The sequence below is a fragment of the Caballeronia sp. SEWSISQ10-4 2 genome, from assembly GCF_030464885.1.
Lineage (GTDB): Bacteria > Pseudomonadota > Gammaproteobacteria > Burkholderiales > Burkholderiaceae > Caballeronia.
Window position 1 is genome coordinate 38817 of sequence record NZ_JALPRJ010000001.1, and the last position, 17497, is coordinate 56313.

General features: G+C 60.5%; 19 protein-coding genes, 1 tRNA gene and 1 riboswitch. Of the genes, 10 read left to right on the forward strand and 10 right to left on the reverse strand.

The genetic code is table 11. The features are described from left to right. Positions 1 to 264: 264 nt before the first annotated feature. Complete coding sequence (locus tag M0D69_RS00175) at positions 265 to 420, reverse strand: hypothetical protein (protein WP_301780096.1); 156 nt, start codon at positions 418 to 420, stop codon at positions 265 to 267. Here M0D69_RS00175 and proP point away from each other — a divergent pair. Further along, complete coding sequence (gene proP, locus M0D69_RS00180) at positions 419 to 1885, forward strand: glycine betaine/L-proline transporter ProP (protein WP_301780097.1); 1467 nt, start codon at positions 419 to 421, stop codon at positions 1883 to 1885. The genes M0D69_RS00175 and proP overlap by 2 nt on opposite strands. A gap of 117 nt (positions 1886 to 2002) precedes the next feature. Here the strand turns inward: proP and M0D69_RS00185 are convergent, their stop codons facing one another. Both M0D69_RS00185 and M0D69_RS00190 read right to left on the reverse strand, forming a co-directional pair. Then, on the reverse strand, positions 2003 to 2467 hold the full coding sequence (locus M0D69_RS00185; protein ID WP_301780098.1) for a metallophosphoesterase family protein: 465 nt from the start codon (positions 2465 to 2467) through the stop codon (positions 2003 to 2005). Positions 2468 to 2537: 70 nt separating this feature from the next. Beyond that, entirely contained in the window at positions 2538 to 3122 is a 585-nt protein-coding gene (locus tag M0D69_RS00190; RefSeq protein WP_301780099.1) for a TMEM175 family protein, read from the reverse strand. Between the two features lie 257 nt (positions 3123 to 3379). Here M0D69_RS00190 and M0D69_RS00195 point away from each other — a divergent pair. The 3 genes from M0D69_RS00195 (at position 3380) to M0D69_RS00205 (ending at position 5501) form a co-directional block, all read left to right on the forward strand. Next, positions 3380 to 3464: transfer RNA gene (locus tag M0D69_RS00195), tRNA-Leu, on the forward strand. A 249-nt stretch (positions 3465 to 3713) separates the two neighbouring features. Further along, positions 3714 to 4085 (forward strand): nuclear transport factor 2 family protein, encoded by a 372-nt coding sequence (locus M0D69_RS00200; protein WP_277047247.1) that lies wholly within the window; start codon positions 3714 to 3716, stop codon positions 4083 to 4085. 198 nt (positions 4086 to 4283) lie between these two features. Next, complete coding sequence (locus tag M0D69_RS00205) at positions 4284 to 5501, forward strand: MFS transporter (protein ID WP_301780100.1); 1218 nt, start codon at positions 4284 to 4286, stop codon at positions 5499 to 5501. A 35-nt stretch (positions 5502 to 5536) separates the two neighbouring features. Here M0D69_RS00205 and M0D69_RS00210 read toward each other — a convergent pair whose 3' ends face one another. The 5 genes from M0D69_RS00210 to M0D69_RS00230 all read right to left on the reverse strand — a co-directional run bounded on the left by M0D69_RS00210 (position 5537) and on the right by M0D69_RS00230 (position 7983). Further along, positions 5537 to 5962, reverse strand: a complete 426-nt coding sequence (locus tag M0D69_RS00210; RefSeq protein WP_301780101.1) for a response regulator — start codon at positions 5960 to 5962, stop codon at positions 5537 to 5539. A 13-nt stretch (positions 5963 to 5975) separates the two neighbouring features. Continuing rightward, positions 5976 to 6608 (reverse strand): response regulator transcription factor, encoded by a 633-nt coding sequence (locus M0D69_RS00215; protein WP_301780102.1) that lies wholly within the window; start codon positions 6606 to 6608, stop codon positions 5976 to 5978. Between the two features lie 115 nt (positions 6609 to 6723). Then, positions 6724 to 7317 (reverse strand): bacterioferritin, encoded by a 594-nt coding sequence (locus M0D69_RS00220; RefSeq protein ID WP_301780103.1) that lies wholly within the window; start codon positions 7315 to 7317, stop codon positions 6724 to 6726. A 155-nt stretch (positions 7318 to 7472) separates the two neighbouring features. After that, a complete protein-coding gene (locus M0D69_RS00225) occupies positions 7473 to 7634 on the reverse strand; it encodes a DUF1328 domain-containing protein (RefSeq protein ID WP_074264073.1) in 162 nt (53 codons plus the stop codon). A 172-nt stretch (positions 7635 to 7806) separates the two neighbouring features. Then, a complete protein-coding gene (locus tag M0D69_RS00230; RefSeq protein ID WP_301780104.1) occupies positions 7807 to 7983 on the reverse strand; it encodes a DUF1328 domain-containing protein in 177 nt (58 codons plus the stop codon). 230 nt (positions 7984 to 8213) lie between these two features. Between M0D69_RS00230 and M0D69_RS00235 the strand changes: the two genes are divergently transcribed. Continuing rightward, positions 8214 to 9620 (forward strand): sensor histidine kinase, encoded by a 1407-nt coding sequence (locus M0D69_RS00235; protein ID WP_301780105.1) that lies wholly within the window; start codon positions 8214 to 8216, stop codon positions 9618 to 9620. 319 nt (positions 9621 to 9939) lie between these two features. After that, positions 9940 to 10080 (forward strand): entericidin A/B family lipoprotein, encoded by a 141-nt coding sequence (locus M0D69_RS00240; protein WP_277047233.1) that lies wholly within the window; start codon positions 9940 to 9942, stop codon positions 10078 to 10080. A gap of 145 nt (positions 10081 to 10225) precedes the next feature. On the opposite strand, the gene M0D69_RS00245 is transcribed toward M0D69_RS00240, so the two are convergent. Continuing rightward, complete coding sequence (locus tag M0D69_RS00245; protein ID WP_301780106.1) at positions 10226 to 11857, reverse strand: Fic family protein; 1632 nt, start codon at positions 11855 to 11857, stop codon at positions 10226 to 10228. A gap of 244 nt (positions 11858 to 12101) precedes the next feature. Next, a complete protein-coding gene (locus M0D69_RS00250; protein WP_301780337.1) occupies positions 12102 to 13055 on the reverse strand; it encodes an EamA family transporter in 954 nt (317 codons plus the stop codon). A 558-nt stretch (positions 13056 to 13613) separates the two neighbouring features. Continuing rightward, positions 13614 to 13742, forward strand: a riboswitch (TPP riboswitch). A 177-nt stretch (positions 13743 to 13919) separates the two neighbouring features. On the opposite strand from M0D69_RS00250, the gene thiC reads away from it, so the two are divergent. The 4 genes from thiC (at position 13920) to M0D69_RS00270 (ending at position 17401) form a co-directional block, all read left to right on the forward strand. After that, entirely contained in the window at positions 13920 to 15851 is a 1932-nt protein-coding gene (gene thiC / locus M0D69_RS00255; RefSeq protein ID WP_301780107.1) for a phosphomethylpyrimidine synthase ThiC, read from the forward strand. Between the two features lie 334 nt (positions 15852 to 16185). Then, entirely contained in the window at positions 16186 to 16398 is a 213-nt protein-coding gene (locus M0D69_RS00260) for a glycine zipper 2TM domain-containing protein (RefSeq protein WP_301780108.1), read from the forward strand. A gap of 248 nt (positions 16399 to 16646) precedes the next feature. Beyond that, the gene (locus M0D69_RS00265) at positions 16647 to 17027 is read left to right on the forward strand and encodes a hypothetical protein (protein ID WP_301780109.1); all 381 of its coding nucleotides are present in this window, start codon (positions 16647 to 16649) and stop codon (positions 17025 to 17027) included. A 251-nt stretch (positions 17028 to 17278) separates the two neighbouring features. Beyond that, positions 17279 to 17401 carry a hypothetical protein gene (locus M0D69_RS00270; RefSeq protein WP_301780110.1) on the forward strand — a complete coding sequence of 41 codons (123 nt, stop codon included), beginning with the start codon at positions 17279 to 17281 and terminating at the stop codon, positions 17399 to 17401. Positions 17402 to 17497 lie beyond the last annotated feature (96 nt).

The following is a 17497-nucleotide window of genomic DNA, read 5'->3' on the forward strand; positions in this document are numbered from 1 at the left end:
AATTCGAGATATCGGCGAGTGTTGTGGAGGCTTCCCCGGGTCTGGATTTTCCCGTGGACAAGTTGAACTCAAGCCTCTTCAATCGTGACGCAGCATGCAACAGGACAACAGCGCCGTTGGCGCCCCCCGTTGTCAAATTTCGCCGCGTCCAGCCATCAATCCCCGTAGCACCCGTGTAGTTATCCACGAGTTATCCACGAAGTGCCCTTTCGCGACCATCGCCGCGAGGCATAGGCATTGTCCAACGCGCCATCGACACATCTCTCATGCGTGCGGCGTGCGGGCAACGGCTTTCAGTTCACGCACGGGAATTCGCCAACTCGCCTCGTCGCGAAACTGCACTTTCCCGGCAACGTGCGCCTGGCGCACGCCGAACCGTCCCGTGGGCGGCTCGGCAACAAACCTGGAGCTTTTCTTCATGGCAACACCGAACGACGGCCTCTGGCGACAAACCCAACCCGAAAAAGACCTGTCGCTCGACGACATCACCATCGTCGATAAATCGCTGCTCAAGCGTGCAGTCGGCGCGATGGCAATCGGCAACGCGATGGAATGGTTCGACTTCGGCGTCTACAGCTATATCGCGGTGACGCTCGGCAAAGTGTTCTTCCCGTCGGCCAATCCGGGGGCTCAATTGATCGCCACGTTCGGCACTTTCGCCGCGGCGTTTCTTGTGCGTCCGCTCGGCGGCATGGTGTTTGGACCGCTGGGGGATCGCATCGGCCGCAAGCGAGTGCTCGCGATGACGATGATCATGATGGCCGTCGGCACGTTTTGTATCGGCTTGATTCCGGCTTACGGAAGCATCGGCATTTTTGCGCCGATCCTGCTACTCGTCGCGCGTTTGGTGCAGGGCTTTTCGACGGGCGGCGAGTATGGCGGCGCGGCGACGTTCATCGCGGAATTCGCGACGGACAAGAAGCGCGGTTTCATGGGCAGTTTTCTCGAGTTCGGCACGCTCGTGGGGTATGTGCTGGGCGCGGGATGCGTTGCTGTTCTGACCGCGACGATGTCCGAACAATCGCTGCTCTCCTGGGGATGGCGCATTCCGTTCCTGATCGCGGGACCGCTCGGGTTGATCGGTTTGTATATCCGGCTGAAGCTCGAAGAGACACCGGCATTCCAGCGTGAAGCCGATAAACGCGAGAACGAAGCGCACAGCACGCCCAAAGAGCAATTGCGCGATATGTTGGTCAAGCAGTGGAAACCCATGCTGCAATGTGTCGGGCTCGTGCTGATTTTTAACGTGACCGACTACATGGCGCTGTCTTATTTGCCGAGTTATCTCTCCGCCACGCTGAAATTCAACGAAACGCACGGACTCTTCATCGTGCTGGTCGTGATGGTGCTGATGATGCCGATGACGCTTGGTGCCGGCCATCTGTCGGACAAGGTCGGGCGCAAGCCGGTGATGCTGTTTGGATGCGTCGGTTTGCTGCTGTTGTCGATACCCGCGCTGACGCTGATCCGCATGGGCACCGTGTTGCCCGTCTTCAGCGGCATGCTGATTCTCGGCATGTTGCTGTCGTGCTTCACCGGTGCGATGCCGTCGGCGTTGCCGGCGCTCTTCCCCACCAAGATCCGCTATGGCGCGCTTGCTATCGGCTTCAACGTATCGGTTTCGCTGTTCGGCGGCACGACGCCGCTGGTGACGGCGTGGCTGGTTTCATCGACGGGTAATCTGATGATGCCGGCGTACTACCTGATGGGGGCATCGGTGATCGGGATTGTCTCGGTGCTCGCACTTCATGAGACCGCCAGGAAGCCGCTGAAGGGATCGCCGCCGTGTGTGGGTTCGCGCTCGGAAGCGCATGCCGTGATTCGCGGTGTGCGGCAAGCCGCCGAAATGGATGACCGAGTGCCGGAGGTGACGGCACACGCGTAACGCTGGGCAACGAGTTGTTCAGCTAACAGCAAAGAGGCCGTTCCAAGTCACGTGGAACGGCCTCTTTGCCTTTCGGTCGCGTCAAGCCAACCGCTAACACTACGTTCACCCCTGCTTTCACTCAACCAGCCGCACGATCTCGACCTGCACCTCGCCCTTCTCGATCAGCATGATGCCCAACGTCACCGGCAACTTGAATCGACGCGGCCCGGCGCTTCCCGGGTTCACGAAAAGCGTCGCGCCGCGGCGCTCGACTAATGGCTTGTGCGAATGGCCGGTGACCACCACGTCGATACCGTCGAGCTGCTCTGGAACATCGGCGATATCGTGAACGACATGAATCGCCGTATCGCCGATACGAAATGTCCGCGCTTCCGGCAAGTCGTCGATCAGCGCGCCCGAGTCGTTATTGCCGCGGATCGCGGTGACGGGCGCGAGTTCGTTGAGGGTATCGAGGACGGCGGGATTGCAGATATCGCCGGCGTGGATGATGTGCTCGCAGCCGCGCAACGCATCGAGCGCTTCGGGACGCACGAGGTTGTGGGTATCGGAGATGATGCCAATGCGGATCACGGATGACATGGGCTTCGCTCGCAGAACTTCATGGCCCGAGCGTAGCACTGTTCATGCCGATGAAATCAGCGCGCAAAGGTCATTGCTCTTCCGTCAGCAAGACTTTTTCCACGCGCCGGTCGGGCACGAGCCATACGACTGCCACGATCGCGTATAAGGCCGCGGCAACCCACGGCTCCCAGAACGACGCGGCGATTGCAACCAGATACAGCACCACTGAAATCTTGCCCTTGCGGTCCGAGCCGATCGCGCGTTCGAGCATCGAGTTGGCCCCGTGCAGGCCGATCAACGCGCGCGTGAGGATGTACCACGCAACCGCCGTCATGAAGAGATCGAAGCCGTAAAGCGCGGTGGGCCATGACGCGAGATGGCTCTCGCCCATCCAGTTGGTAGTAAACGGGAACAGAGACAGCCAGAACAGCACGTGGAGGTTCGCCCACAGCACGCTGCCGTTGACACGCTTGGCCACGTGCATCAGGTGATGGTGGTTGTTCCAGTAGATGCCGACATACACGAAGCTCAGCACGTAGGCGCAGAACACGGGAGCGAGCGCGCCGAGCGCCGCGAGATCGGCGCCGTGAGGCACCTTGAGTTCGAGCACCATGATCGTGATGATGATGGCGATCACGCCGTCGCTGAATGCCTCGATCCGGTTCGTGCCCATCTTCGTCCTTTCTCGTGCTTCGTCGTTTTGCCGCTGGGGTCCACCGTCCGGCGCACAGGTGCTGGCCTTTGAGGTTGAGGGAAGCGTGTCCGCGTGACGTGGCACTCCCCGATTGCGGCCGCACCCAGGCCGCGCGCAGCAAATTATGCGTGAGCGGCCCGGCGTTGTCGATTTAGCGTGAAAGAAACCGCATGCGCGACGCTAGCGCCTGTCTGGATTGGCCCCTCAGCCGTCCGATGGTAGAATCGCGTCCGCCTGGCGGGGTGATGAAATTGGTAAACATAGCGGACTTAAAATCCGCCGCCTAACGGCTTGCCGGTTCAAGTCCGGTCCCCGCTACCATGCGTCAGATTCAACGAACGTTTCCGGATCAAAGAGGGCGTTTGGCTGCCGCGCGCAGATCAATGCGATGATCACTGTATATTCATACAGCAACGTATCGACGCCATTGCGCGCCTTCCCGGATTTCATACGCTTCGGTTGAAAGAAACGAGAAGCCGTGGACACGCTTTATCGATGCGAAACCGCTAGTCACCTGTCTTCGCCTAACCGACTGAAGTAGACTGCGCGTCCTACCTAGCGCGAGCCATCATGAAACATCGAACCTTTTATGCGGTGGCCGCTGCTGCCGTTCTTACCTGCACTGCAGGTTGCACAACGGCGTATCGCAACGGCCAGGAATGCAAGGCCAAGATGGTCGAGACCTATCCGGCCTCGAAACCCAAGCTGAGTTACGACCCGCCCCGAGTCGCTTATGAAGGCACGCGTGTCGTGGTCGAGGGAAGCTACACCAAAAAAATCCCGCCGACGGGCGTCACCCCCATCAAGACGACGTCGCAGACGGTGCCGGCAGCGGTCGAATGTACGTTCGCAAGCGGCACGCTCAAGACGTTCCAGTGGCTGACACCGGCGGACCTCGCAGAAAAGTACCCGCTGAAGCCGGGCACCGACGACACGGAGTAAGTGCTTCGTCAGCCAGCGCAGGAATGTGGCCCGATTGGCTCGCCTATGAAAGCCTGGGTTCGTGCAGGCAAACGCGGACGCCGGACATGCCGGCAGCTTCTCCAAAGTAAAACGCACCCAGCGTCACGGTCAGCAGACTCCGATCGTCTTTAGTATCATCAGCGGCTCGCTTCATGCCTTGAATCATCGAGCCCCGCCATGTCCGCTGCCGCCACCGATTCCGATTCCAGTTCCACTTCTCACGCCCCGCATCATCCGCACTACTCGCGCGCCACCTTGCTCGTCCTGGCGACGATCGCAGGCGTATCGGTGGCGAATATCTATACGAATCAGCCGCTGCTCGCGGCATTTCGCGCGTCGTTTCCGGAAAGCGCGGGGCTGATCGGTGCGGTGCCGGCTGTCACGCAACTCGGCTATGCGATCGGCATGTTATTGCTGGCGCCGCTCGGCGATCGCTTCGACCGCCGCCTGATCATTCTTCTGCAACTGGCCGCGCTCGGCATCGCGCTGGTCGGTGCAACGGCCGCGCCCACGCTCGGCGTGCTGATCGCCGCGAGCCTCGCGCTCGGCATTGTGGCAACCATTGCACAGCAAGCGGTGCCGTTCGCCGCCGAACTCGCGCCGCCGGCGCAACGCGGTCACGCGGTCGGCACAGTGATGAGCGGCTTGCTGATCGGCATCCTGCTCGCGCGCACGGTCTCGGGTTTCGTCGCGGAATACTTCGGATGGCGCGCCGTCTACGGCGCTTCGGTCGCGGCGACAATCGGGCTCGCCGTACTCGTCGTGATGCGCCTGCCGCGCAGCAAGCCGACGTCCACGCTGCCCTACGGCCGCCTGCTCGCATCGATGTGGCATCTCGTGGTCGAAACGCCGGCGCTACGCGAAGCATCGATGACAGGCGGCGCCTTGTTCGCGGCGTTCAGCATCTTCTGGTCCGTGCTCACGCTGTTACTCGCGGGCGAGCCGTTCCATCTCGGTCCTCAAGCCGCCGGCCTGTTCGGCATTGTCGGTGCGGCGGGCGCGCTGGCCGCGCCGCTCGCGGGCAAGTCGGCGGACAAGCGCGGACCGCGCGCAGTGGTTTCGCTGTGCATCGTGCTCGTGGCCGTGTCGTTCGTGGTGTTCGCGCTGTCGGGACGCAGTCTCGTGGGGCTGGTGATCGGCGTGATCGTGCTCGATATCGGCGTGCAAGCCGCGCAGATATCGAATCAATCGAGGATCTACGCGCTCAAGCCGGAAGCGCGCAGCCGCGTGAATACCGTGTACATGGTCGTGTATTTCATCGGCGGCGCAGCGGGATCGGCGGTCGCATCGCTGGCGTGGCATGCGTTCGGATGGGTCGGCGTGTGTATGGCGGGGCTTGCGGCCACCGGGCTTGCCGGGCTGAGCCATTCGCGAAGCCGGTTAAAGAAAGCCTGAGCGAATCACTGAGACACTCAAGCACGCTCCCGCGATCAACCCCGCTCGCGCGCGTAGTGATGCAGCGCGTCGAGGACGCGGTCGAATTCCAGGGATTTATCGAAGAAATGGCGCACGCCGTATTGCAGGCAGCGCTCACGATACGCCGGCAGCGCATGGTTCGTGAGCACGGCGGCGAAGGCCGACTCGGTCATGCCGGTGCGCTGCAAATACGCCAGCACCTCAACGCCCGAACCGCGCTTCAATTGCAGATCGACGATCACCGCATCGAATCTCTGCGATGCCAGCAGCGCAATCGCAGTCTCAGGCGTGTCGGCCCATGCGGTGACCCGCAGTTCGCCGGACGCATCGATCGCTTCCACCAGGCTGCGCCGGATCAACGGCGAGTCTTCGATCAGCAGTACGCTCAGCGGCCGCTCACGCGCGAATCCGGTTCCGTCGACGATCGTTTGTTGGCCCACGGCGGGCATCCTCCTACTCGATCAAGCCGTTCTTGATCGCGTAATACGTGAGATCGGCATTGTTCGCGAGCCGCATTTTTTCGAGAACGCGCGCGCGATATGTGCTGATCGTCTTCACCGATAAATGCAATTCCTCCGCTATTTCCGTCGGAATCTGGCCGCCCGCAAGCTTGCAAAAAATCTGGAACTCCCGTTTGGACAAAGTCTCGTGCGGGCGCTCGGTCGCGGGTTTCTCGAGCTTGTCGGCAAGCGCATCGGCGATAACTTCCGACAGATACCGGTGGCCCCGCGCCACCGTGCGAATGGCCCGCACGATCTCGTTGGGCGCCGCGTCCTTGTTCAGATAACCGTTGGCGCCCGCGCGCAGCAGGTTGATCGCATACTGGCTTTCCGGATAACCCGACAGCATCAGCACGCCCTGCTCCGGGCGAATCTGCTTGATCACGCGCAAGGTGTCGATACCGTTCTTGTCCGGCATGGCGATATCCAGCAGCACGACATCGAACGCGCTTTCGCGCACGAGCGCAATGGTTTCGTCGCCGCTGGACGCTTCGGCGGCGACTTCCATGTCGGGTTCATCGGCGACGAATTGCCGGAACCCGCTTCGCACAATGGCGTGATCGTCCGCTATCAACACTCGAATCATCTGCGCTGCCCGCGGGCGTTTTTATGGTGAGTCATTGTACTGACGACGCGCGGCGGGAAAAATCCCGACGCGCGTCGTCCTGGAGCTTCGATATTCCTATACCACCAACCAACGATCAGCCGTCGAGACCGTCGAGCAGGTCCGCCATGTCGTCGGCGTGCTCTTCCTCGACTGCCAGGATCTCTTCGAAGATTCGGCGCGTGGTGACATCCTTTTCGCCGAGATAGTGAATGATTTCACGATACGTATCGATCGCAATACGTTCAGCGATCAGGTTCTCGCGAATCATGTCGATCAGATTGCCGCCTTCCTTGTACTCGGAATGCGAGCGCGACGCGAGGCTATCGGGTGCGAAATTCGGCTCACCGCCCAATTGCACGATGCGTTCGGCAATGGTGTCGGCGTGTTCCTGCTCTTCGGTCGCGTGCTGCGCGAATTCCGCCGCGACGGCTTCCGAATGAATGCCCTTGGCCATGAAGTAGTGGCGTTTGTAGCGCAGCGTGCAGACAATCTCGGTCGCGAGCGAGTCGTTCAGCAGTTTCAGTACGACTTCCTTGTCGGCGCCGTAGGTCGATGTGACGGGGCCATCGTCCATGTGTTGACGCGCATCGGCGCGGATTTTTTCCACGTCCAGCACGAACGGATCGGACTTGCGGCCGGATTCCTTCGATGGTGCCGGTGCAGCTTTTACAGCAGACGATTTCGACATGGACATGCTCCAGAAAGAGGGTGTTTTTCGTTCTACGGCAGGACAGGTTCGTGACAGGAGCTTTGCCGGAGACCGGCTCGCGCGCGGGCCACAGTCACTTTGCGCAGTCACTCGGAGATCGTTCGCATACGGCGTGCCTGCTCGCGCCATGAACATCACGTTCGAAACACGCCCAGCAGTAACGTGACAACGAACACCACGAGAAAAATGTAGAACAGGATCTTCGCGATCTCGGCGGCGCCCGCGGCAATGCCGGTGAAACCGAACACGGCCGCGATGATCGCGATGATGAAGAAAACAACGGCGTAATGAAGCATGGCGACCTTCCTCCTGTTGGTTTTTTCAGGCCTCAGATCAGGCATCGAATCCGGCTTTGCCGGGGCGGACCTGTCACGTGGGTCGTGAAGCGGTCCACCCGGTGAACGGGTATCGAATAAAGCCGGTCGAAGCGTGTGAGGGCGTGATAGCACTAGCCAAGGATTAAAACCGCTAATCGATTATTTTCTTCGTGACGACAAAGCCGAGCACGAGGAACACCGCGCACAAGATCAGGAACAGTACGAACAGGAACTTCGCGATGCTGGCCGCGCCCGCTGCGATGCCGGTGAAGCCGAGCAAGCCCGCGACGATGGCGACGATGGCAAAAAACAATGCCCACTTCAACATGATCGGTTCCCCAATAAGGTTGGACTAGTAACGGGATGTTAGCGAGGCGGTCGCGGACTGCCATCTGGACGCACGCCGTTTTTCGTGTAGGACTCCACCGACAAACGCTTTCAATTCACCTTTAATCCGTCGCAAATCGTGTGCGATTCATGTGCGGTTCATGTGCGATTCAGCCACCCCGCGCGGCGCGAAAAGTTACACTGGCCGAACGGAAAACCCGGCGACTCCCTATGACTTCCTCTTTGCACGATGGCGGCGCGGCGAACCCGGTAGCGGGCGTCACGCGGCGCGCGACCCGGTTCGGCATGCGTTTGAACGGCTGGATGCGCCGCTGGAGCTGGGCCGTCGCAATGACCGTGGCCATTGTGATTACCGTCGGCGGCCTCGTGATACTCGAATCCGGCCGCATGCGCATCGCAGCGGAATACGAGACCGCGCTCGAGGCGAAAAGCGCGACCACGCAGTTGACCTCGCTCGCGGCAGATATCGCGTCACTCACCGCCGATGAGCGCGCGTTCCGCCTCGCACCCGATAACACCTACACCGCGCACTACGACGCGACGGCGACGCGGATCCGGCAAACGGTGGGCTCGCTTGATGCGTACTATCGCCGCAAAGCCGACGACACCGCGCTCACCAGTTTCAATCAGGTCAGCGCGATCCTTGACGCGCGGATCGGCGCGGGACTGGCTGCACGCTCCGTGTCGCAAGCAGGAGCAAGCCCCGATACCCTCGACGGCGCCCTCGCCCTGCTCCGTCTCAATGAAGAACGCCGGGCGCAAGCCGCGCTCGACGCAAGCCGCGCCGATCAACGAATTTCCACGTTCTGTGTGGGGGCGTTGTGCGCGTTGAATATCGTGTTGTTCCTGCTGTTGTTCCGCAATCTCGGCATTCAACTGGACAAGCAGGATCGCGTGCAGCAAAAGCTGATTACGCAGCAGGAAGAGCTCGATCAGCTCGTGTTCGAGCGCACGCGGCAACTTGAAGCGCTCGCGTGGCATTTGCAATCGGTGAGTGAAAACGAGAAGACCCAGCTTGCCCGCGAACTGCACGACGAACTCGGTTCGATCCTGACGGCCAGCAAAATGGATGTGGCGTGGGTCAACAACAAGCTTAAAAGCACGGAACCCGCGATGGCCGAAAAACTCGGCCGGGCGCTCGCCAATCTCGACCAGGGGATCGCGCTGAAGCGGAGAATTATTGAAGACATGCGGCCGACCGTGCTCGCCAACTTCGGGCTGGTCACGGCGCTGCGCACACTCGCCGATGAAACCGCGCAACGCACCGGCTGGACGCTCGAACTCGCGCTCCCGGAGGAGGACATCAAGCTCGGCGAAGAGGTCGAAATCGCGTTGTTCCGGGTCGCGCAGGAGTCGCTTACGAACGCGGCCAAATACGCGCGCGCGTCGTGCGTGTCGATCGCGCTGGCGCTGGACGACGAGCGGGTATCGATGCATATAGCCGATGACGGCGTCGGCATCCTCCCGCAGGATCTGCTGCGCACGCACACGCACGGGCTGCTGGGCATGCGCCAGCGGGTCAGCGCACGCGGCGGGCGTATCGAGATCGAACGGCGCCAACCGCATGGCACCGATATCCGCGTGACCATGCCGCGTGTGCGCAACTTCGATGTCTAAAGCGCGCCTCCGGTTTCTGTCGCTCATGTAGGACGGCGCCTACGCAAGATACAGACCGCGCCTACGCGATAAAAACATCTGCGCCTACAGCCGGCGAACGCGCAGTTTTTTATGATTCTCCAGACCGGTGTGGTCGATCGAAGCGGTTGTCGGCAGGGGTTGTCGCTGGATGTTCAAGCCCCGCGAAGGCGTTTCAAGGATCGGTCGTAGCCAAGGCCGCACTGCGTTTGAACGCCGGGTGGCCGGGATTCGAACATCGGGCACGCTTTCATGGCTACAGCGGCCAGCGTACCCGGATCAAACTCAAGGGGAATTGCTCATGACTCGACTCATCGTTTTGCTGTTGATCGCTGGAACCGCCGCACTTGCGGGTTGCAATACGATGGCCGGCGCCGGCCAGGACATTTCGAAGGGCGGCAACGCAATCACGAATTCCGCCGACAAGCACGGCGCGGAGTAACAGGAATGGCCAGGGGGGCCTTGCTTGTCCTCCGCTGGCTCATCTGCGACCCCGTCCGATGCGCTACTGGCGCCGGCTAGTGCCGGCACACCGGGATCGAGAGCTGGATTGAAAAAGAACCTCCTCGCGGAGGTTCTTTTTTGTCTCACGCAAACGCACGCGAAGAATCGGAATCAGGCGGTGGAGCTGTCCAGCTTCCGGACTCGGGGCGCTGCGTAATGCGCTCGATAGGCTCAGCCGCTTGAGACTCGATCAGTCCGCAAATCAAATCGGCGAAAGGCTTGATGTTTCGATACGTGCTCGCTTGCTCCAGCGCCGCGAGATACGCCGTTCGGGATTGCACGGTCACGATAGTCCAGGGATAGCCGCCTGTTGTCAGCAAGTAGTTCATCAGAAAACGGCTAAGACGGCCGTTACCGTCCATGTACGGATGGATGAACACAAAGATGAAGTGACCGAGTACGGCGCGTACGCCCGGATGATCTTCAGCCAGCAGCAAATCGAAGAGCGCGGGCATGCAATCGCGGACGGCTTCCGGCGCGAGGGGCACATGCAAGGCATTCCGAATAAACACATTGTTGTTGCGATAACCGGCCAGGTCGCTGGCCTTCAGGATACCGGCGGTGACGCTCGACGAAAACAGCGTCACGTACCATTGTGAAAAGTCCCGTCGCAGAGTGATAGCGGGTTCGGTCATTTGCGACACCACCTCGCCAATCAAGAGGCGAACTCTTTTGTGGGCTTCGGCGTATCCCTTGGCTGCCATCGCGTCGCGCACCTGGCGGTCCTCTTTGTTGATCAACGGACTCCAATCGCCGCTGCGGACCTTTTCGATAAGGTCCGTGCCTACCCGATAACCTTCGATAGACAGCGAGTGGTACGCATCCGCCACGTACCTCGCTTCGATATCGTGGAGAAGCGCTTCGCTGTCGAGATTCGACAAACGTGGAATGCCCTTGAACCGGTCGATCACGATTTCCCGCATGCTCGACCACATGGCCTGGATGCGCTGCACGTACGGGGACTCATTCATCCGGCCGCCAATATGGGCCAAGGGCCGCTCGAACGGATTGTCTTCGACCACTACGTATGTTGCCGCCCTCATCGTCTGGACGAGCTGCTCGGCGTCGGTGGCTCTGCCGACCGCCCGGAGCGCGCCTGCCATGCGACCGGCGACGACGCTGTGACCGCCCTCGAGTAATCGGGCCGTGAGTGCACTGATGTCAACCTGACGCGTCACAATTTGCGCCGCAAGCTCATGCGTGTGGAAAAAACTCGGACTAGCTCGAATCAATGCTTCGGGCAGGGGGACGAGCAGCAGCCCGCTTGCATTCGGCGCACGACCGTCAGCTAGCAACTCAGGCTTGGTTTGATAGAGGAACATCGAGCAGCCGTGGGGCAATGCCTGCGGCTGATTGGCCGCCAAGGGCGAATGCAGCAGGATTTGTTTCTCGACGCTCGTGTAGCCGCTGTGCTTGAGAAGCGAGAGCTCAGGGCTCAACTGCCATTGATCGCCGAACCTGGCGTGGGCGTATGCCGCCACGAACGTCTCCATGTTCGCGTACCAGTGCGTGGAGTGGCCCTCGTCTTCTCCGGGATTGTTGGACTGGTACCAACCTTGTATGACTGGCTTGAGGAATCCGGCCGCGAGGAGCCTTGCGCGGTGTGTACGAGTAAGCTCGGGATGCGCACTGCCCCGGAATACCGAAATACCACGGTCCTGCAGCGCCTTGAGAATCTGCAGGGAAGACGCAAGTTTTTCGTTGGGTGCAGCCACGAGATTCGCCCCGAGAAGTCAGACCATATATAGAGTTTTGTGTCGTATTATATCCAGAGTTTTGCGTCGTACTATTTATAGAGTTCTGTGCTTTACTAGAAACAGAGTTTTGTGCTTTTTTTGATGCATATTTCATATGGACATTGGCGTTGCCAACGATCACATGTTGCCGCGAGTTCAAATAAAACGGCAGACTGTTTCGGAAAAACAGTCTGCCGTTTTTGCCCCCGGTCCTCACACTCCTTCAAACCAGCCCACGCCTCTTGTAGTCGAACCAGAACGACAAACCGACGCTCGCCAGGATGATCAGCGTCGCCATCACCGTCCATTTCGTGATCACCTCGCCGAGGAACAGCGCGCCTATCACGACGGCCACCACGGGATTCACGTACATGCAGCTGCTCGCAATGATCGGGCTCGTATGCCGGATCAGATAGGCATACGCAACATACGCTGCCATCGAACCGACCAGCATCAGGTAGAGGTAGGCCAAAAACGGCGTGAACCCCATGCTCACGATGCGCTCACCCGACACCCACGCGACAATCGTCGCCATCGCGCCGCCGAGGCTGATCTGCAGCGCAGTCGATACCAGCAAGTCGGACGGCAACTTGAGACGCCCTGCGAGAAACGAACCGCCAGCCCAGAAAATTGCGCCGCAGAGAATCGCAAGGCTGCCGGCAGTGGAACCCGACGACGGATCGCCATGATTCAGCAACGCGATCCCGACCAGCCCGAGGCCCACCGCGACCCACTCGCCTTGCGCCACTTTACGGCCGGCGATAGCCGCGATAACCGTCGCGAACAGCGGCACGGTCGCGACCATGACGGCAGCCGTGCCGGTCTCGACCGTGCGCATGCCAAACGCGAGCATCCCGCTCGATAACCCCACGAGCAGCGTTCCGACTGCCGCTGCGTTACGCACTTCGGCGAAAGTCGGCCAGACCGGATCGCGGCGCGCGGCGAAGATAAACAAGCCGATACCGGCGAACAGGTTGCGCAGCCCGGAGAGCATCAGCGGCGGAAACGATTCCAGCGACAGATGCACCGCCATGTAGGTCGAACCCCAGACGAGGTACACCACGCCGAGCGCGAGCGCTACACGGCCGCTGCGCGTCGCGGGAAGGCGAAACGGGAAATGGTTGGGAAGATTAAGCGGGCGACGCGCGGGGGCATCGACTGGCGCTTGTGGCGGCATTGCGCTCGGCGATTCGACCGTCGATTGCGATTCGACTCGCTGTCGCGCGTCAGTTGACGGCGGCGGAAATGGCAGCACGTCGGCCGAGGGCGGCGCCGGTGGCTGCTGTGGCGGCACGAACCGCGAAGCTGAGGATGACGATGACGAAACCGGTGATTGCGAGGGCGGCAACGGTGTGGACATCCGTTACTCCGCAGCAAAGATGACTGCAACATCAGCCGGCCAAACGGCCGAGCTTACAGCCGCCGGTTCCGCTACACCCGAAACCGGGTGAAGCGATGAACGGCGCGCATGCCGCTTGAGCGTCGCGGCAAAACGGGCAAGGCAGGACAACATGTCGGAAGCAGAAAAAAGGGTCGGGCAACGAGGTGCCGAAGCTCGTGCCGGCTTCAAAAGCCGGCACGAGCCGCCGCGAGTTTGCCGGACCGATCGGGCGAAAAAATGTCGGAACGCATCCGGGAAAACACGGTGGTCGCCATTATGCAGTAAGCGCTGCGCGCGCACCCGGTAGTGTTACAGATGGTTGCCAACACGCTACGGCGCAGTGTATTGTGACGGCTGCTAACGCGGGGGTCCTGCGCTGCACATCGCAATCTGCTGCTGGATTGTCCGTGTGTCGCGGGTGAGAAATACCCTTTGAACCTGATCTGGATAATGCCAGCGCAGGGAAGCGTTCGGATTTTGCCGCGCTGGGGTCTTTCTGGGTCTGTCTCTTCCTCGCGCATCCTCGCCAAATCCGCCCGACTTCTCTCTCTGCTTTTTCTTCGGTCTCCCGTAGCTAGCGTTTGACTCAGCCGATTGCGCGCGCCTATGCGTTTTTCGCCGGCCGGCTGGGAAACACCCGTCCCCAGAGGAGAGAGCCGCATGAACGCCAACCCGAAATTCCTGTCCGACGACGCTGTCGTCGACGCCGCCGCGATCGCGCCGCTGCCCAATTCGCGCAAGATCTACGTGACGGGCTCACGTCCCGACATCCGCGTGCCGATGCGCGAAATCACGCAATCCGATACCAACGAAAGCTTCGGCAGCGAGAAGAACCCGCCGGTGTACGTCTACGATTGCTCCGGCCCGTATTCGGACCCGGAAGCAAAAATCGATATCCGCTCAGGTCTGCCCGCGGTGCGTCAGGGCTGGATCGAAGAACGCGGCGATACGGAATCGCTCGGTGGTCTCTCGAGCAATTTCGGCCGCGAACGTGCCGCCGATCCGGCCACCACCGACCTCCGTTTCAAGGGTTTGCATCGCACGCCGCGCCGCGCGCGGCCGGGCAAGAACGTCTCGCAGATGCACTACGCGCGCCAAGGCATCATCACGCCCGAGATGGAATACATCGCGATCCGCGAGAACCAGCGCCGTGCCGAATACCTCGAATCGCTGCGTACGAGCGGTCCGAACGGCGAAAAGCTCGCCGCGATGATGGGCCGCCAGCATCCCGGTCAAGCGTTTGGCGCCCAGGCTTTCGGTGCAAACGCGCCCAAGGAAATCACGCCCGAGTTCGTGCGCGAGGAAGTGGCGCGCGGCCGCGCGATCATCCCCGCGAACATCAACCACCCGGAAAGCGAGCCGATGATCATCGGCCGTAATTTCCTGGTGAAGATCAACGCGAACATCGGCAATTCGGCGGTCACGTCGTCGATTGGCGAAGAAGTCGACAAGATGACGTGGGCAATCCGCTGGGGCGGCGACACGGTCATGGATCTGTCCACCGGCAAGCACATTCACGAGACGCGCGAATGGATCATCCGCAATAGCCCGGCGCCTATCGGCACGGTGCCGATCTATCAGGCGCTCGAAAAGGTCAACGGCAAGGCTGAAGACCTGACCTGGGAAATTTTCCGCGACACGCTGATCGAACAAGCGGAACAAGGCGTCGACTACTTCACGATCCACGCCGGCGTGCTGCTGCGCTACGTGCCGATGACCGCGAACCGCATGACGGGCATTGTCTCGCGCGGCGGCTCGATCATGGCGAAGTGGTGTCTGGCTCATCACAAGGAAAGCTTCCTGTACGAGCACTTTGAAGACATCTGCGAAATCATGAAGGCCTACGACGTGAGTTTCTCGCTCGGCGACGGCCTGCGTCCCGGCTCCATCTACGACGCCAACGACGAAGCCCAGCTCGGTGAACTGAAGACGCTCGGCGAGCTGACGCAGATTGCGTGGAAGCACGACGTGCAGGTGATGATCGAAGGTCCGGGCCACGTGCCCATGCAGCTCATCAAAGAGAACATGGACCTGCAACTGGACTGGTGCGACGAAGCGCCGTTCTACACGCTTGGGCCGCTGACCACGGACATTGCGCCGGGTTACGACCACATCACCTCGGGTATTGGAGCCGCGATGATCGGCTGGTTCGGCACGGCGATGCTTTGCTACGTCACGCCGAAAGAACATCTCGGCCTGCCGAACAAGGACGACGTGAAGACCGGCATCATCACGTACAAGCTCGCCGCGCACGCCGCCGATCTGGCGAAAGGCCATCCGGGAGCGCAGGTGCGGGACAACGCGTTGTCGAAGGCACGTTTCGAATTCCGCTGGGATGACCAGTTCAACCTCGGTCTCGATCCCGACAAGGCGCGCGAATTCCACGACGAAACCCTGCCGAAGGATTCCGCCAAAGTCGCGCATTTCTGCTCGATGTGCGGTCCGCACTTCTGTTCAATGAAGATCACCCAGGACGTTCGTGAATATGCGGCGAAGCAAGGAGTATCGGATATCGAGGCGCTGAAGCAAGGCATGGAAACGAAGGCGATCGAGTTCGTGAAGAAGGGCGCGGAGATTTACCAGCGCACGTAAGAACGACCCAACTCGTCCCGTCTCGCGCGCAAGTAGAAACGGCCTGTCGCATGTCATGCGCGACAGGCCGTTTTGCGTTGGCCAGCGCTCAATTCCTCAATTCCTCAATTTCTCGATTCCTCGATTCAGTACTCGTCTGTTGAATACCGCAGTCGGGCACTGTTTCTGCTCTGATATTGAAAGGATCGGCGAAAGCTGTCTTTCGTCTCGGGTTGAACGTGGACAGTCAGGCTCATCCGCTCAGGGTAATCCCGGCGTGATCACGAGCCGAGCCGTTTCAGCTTTCAGCTACAACCCGTCACACCTTCGTGAATCATCGATTTGGAGAGTTGAAATGGACAAGATCAAACAGATTGGCGCTGCTGCTCTCATCGCCGCACTTCTCGGCGGCCTTTCTGCCTGCGACAACATGTCAACGCGGCAACGCGATACTGCCATCGGCGCGGGCGTCGGCGGCGTTGCGGGCGCGGCAATCGGTGGCAATGCGCTATCGACCCTTGGCGGCGCGGCCGCGGGCGGTCTGATCGGTAATCAGGTCGGCAAGTAGATCGCTCAACAGCTCAATAACCAAGCGTATAACCAAGCGTATCGAGGGCTTTGCTTTGATCGCTTCGCCCGGCCGCTCTCTTTCGCGCTCTCTTTCGATCACGGCGGCCGGGCGTGAATTCCAGGTGGTGAAACAGATCGAAACATTGAGGTAAGCACCGATCCTTTCCCCCGTTTCAGCGATGCGCTAGGCTCTAGATATGCCGTTCATTCGAACGGTCGCGTTTCGACGCAATCAGGAGTCGCATCATGAGCCCGAAGCTCGCACTATCTGCCCTCGTGGGGGCTTTGAGCTTAAGCGCTTGTTACTACGTGCCGTACGGTTATTACCCGGCGTATCCAGCCTACCCCGCCGCGCCCGCGGTCAGCACAGCCCAAACGCAGCGAGAAATTCCGGTCACGCCGGCCGGCTCTTACAGCACGAATAACGCACCGTCCACGTATTCATCGACCACCACGCAGTACGTCGCCGCGCCGCCGGTCGTCTACGCTCCGTATCCCGCCTATTACCCGAGCTACCCCGTCTACGCGCCCTATCCTGCCTATTACGGTTATCCCGCGTATTACGGACCGTCGTTGTCGATCGGCTTCGGCTGGTGGGGCGGCGGTGGCCACGGGCATCACCACTGAGCCTCAGTGACGGTCATGCCCTTCGGCGCTACCGTCTGGCCCAGCCTTACCCGTTCGATGTAACGCTTCCACACAAGCCGCGCTGAAAAAAGCGAGGCTTGTCTTTTTGCGCCCTCATCAGCGCGATATCCAGCCTTGTAAAAAGCCCGTTGCGAAAAGCGTTGTGGTGGTCACCTTGATCTGGCACGCTTTTCGCTGAAATTGCCCGTCGCTGCGCCGCTCCGCGCGCTGCCGTTACGGAAACCCTCACCATGCTGGTCTTCGCGCTGATCCTGCTCTGGCTTGCCGCCTGTCTTGGCGTCCTCGCCGTCTGGGTATTTCGCGACGCGCCCGCAAAGGATTCTCCCGAGACGCAGGAACCCACCGCCCGCTGACGCTCCGTGCAACCGGAGGACTATGGGTATTCCCCTCTTTGACACGGGTCATCCTCGCTCTATTCTTAGTCCAGACACATTAGGCAAGTGCTTACT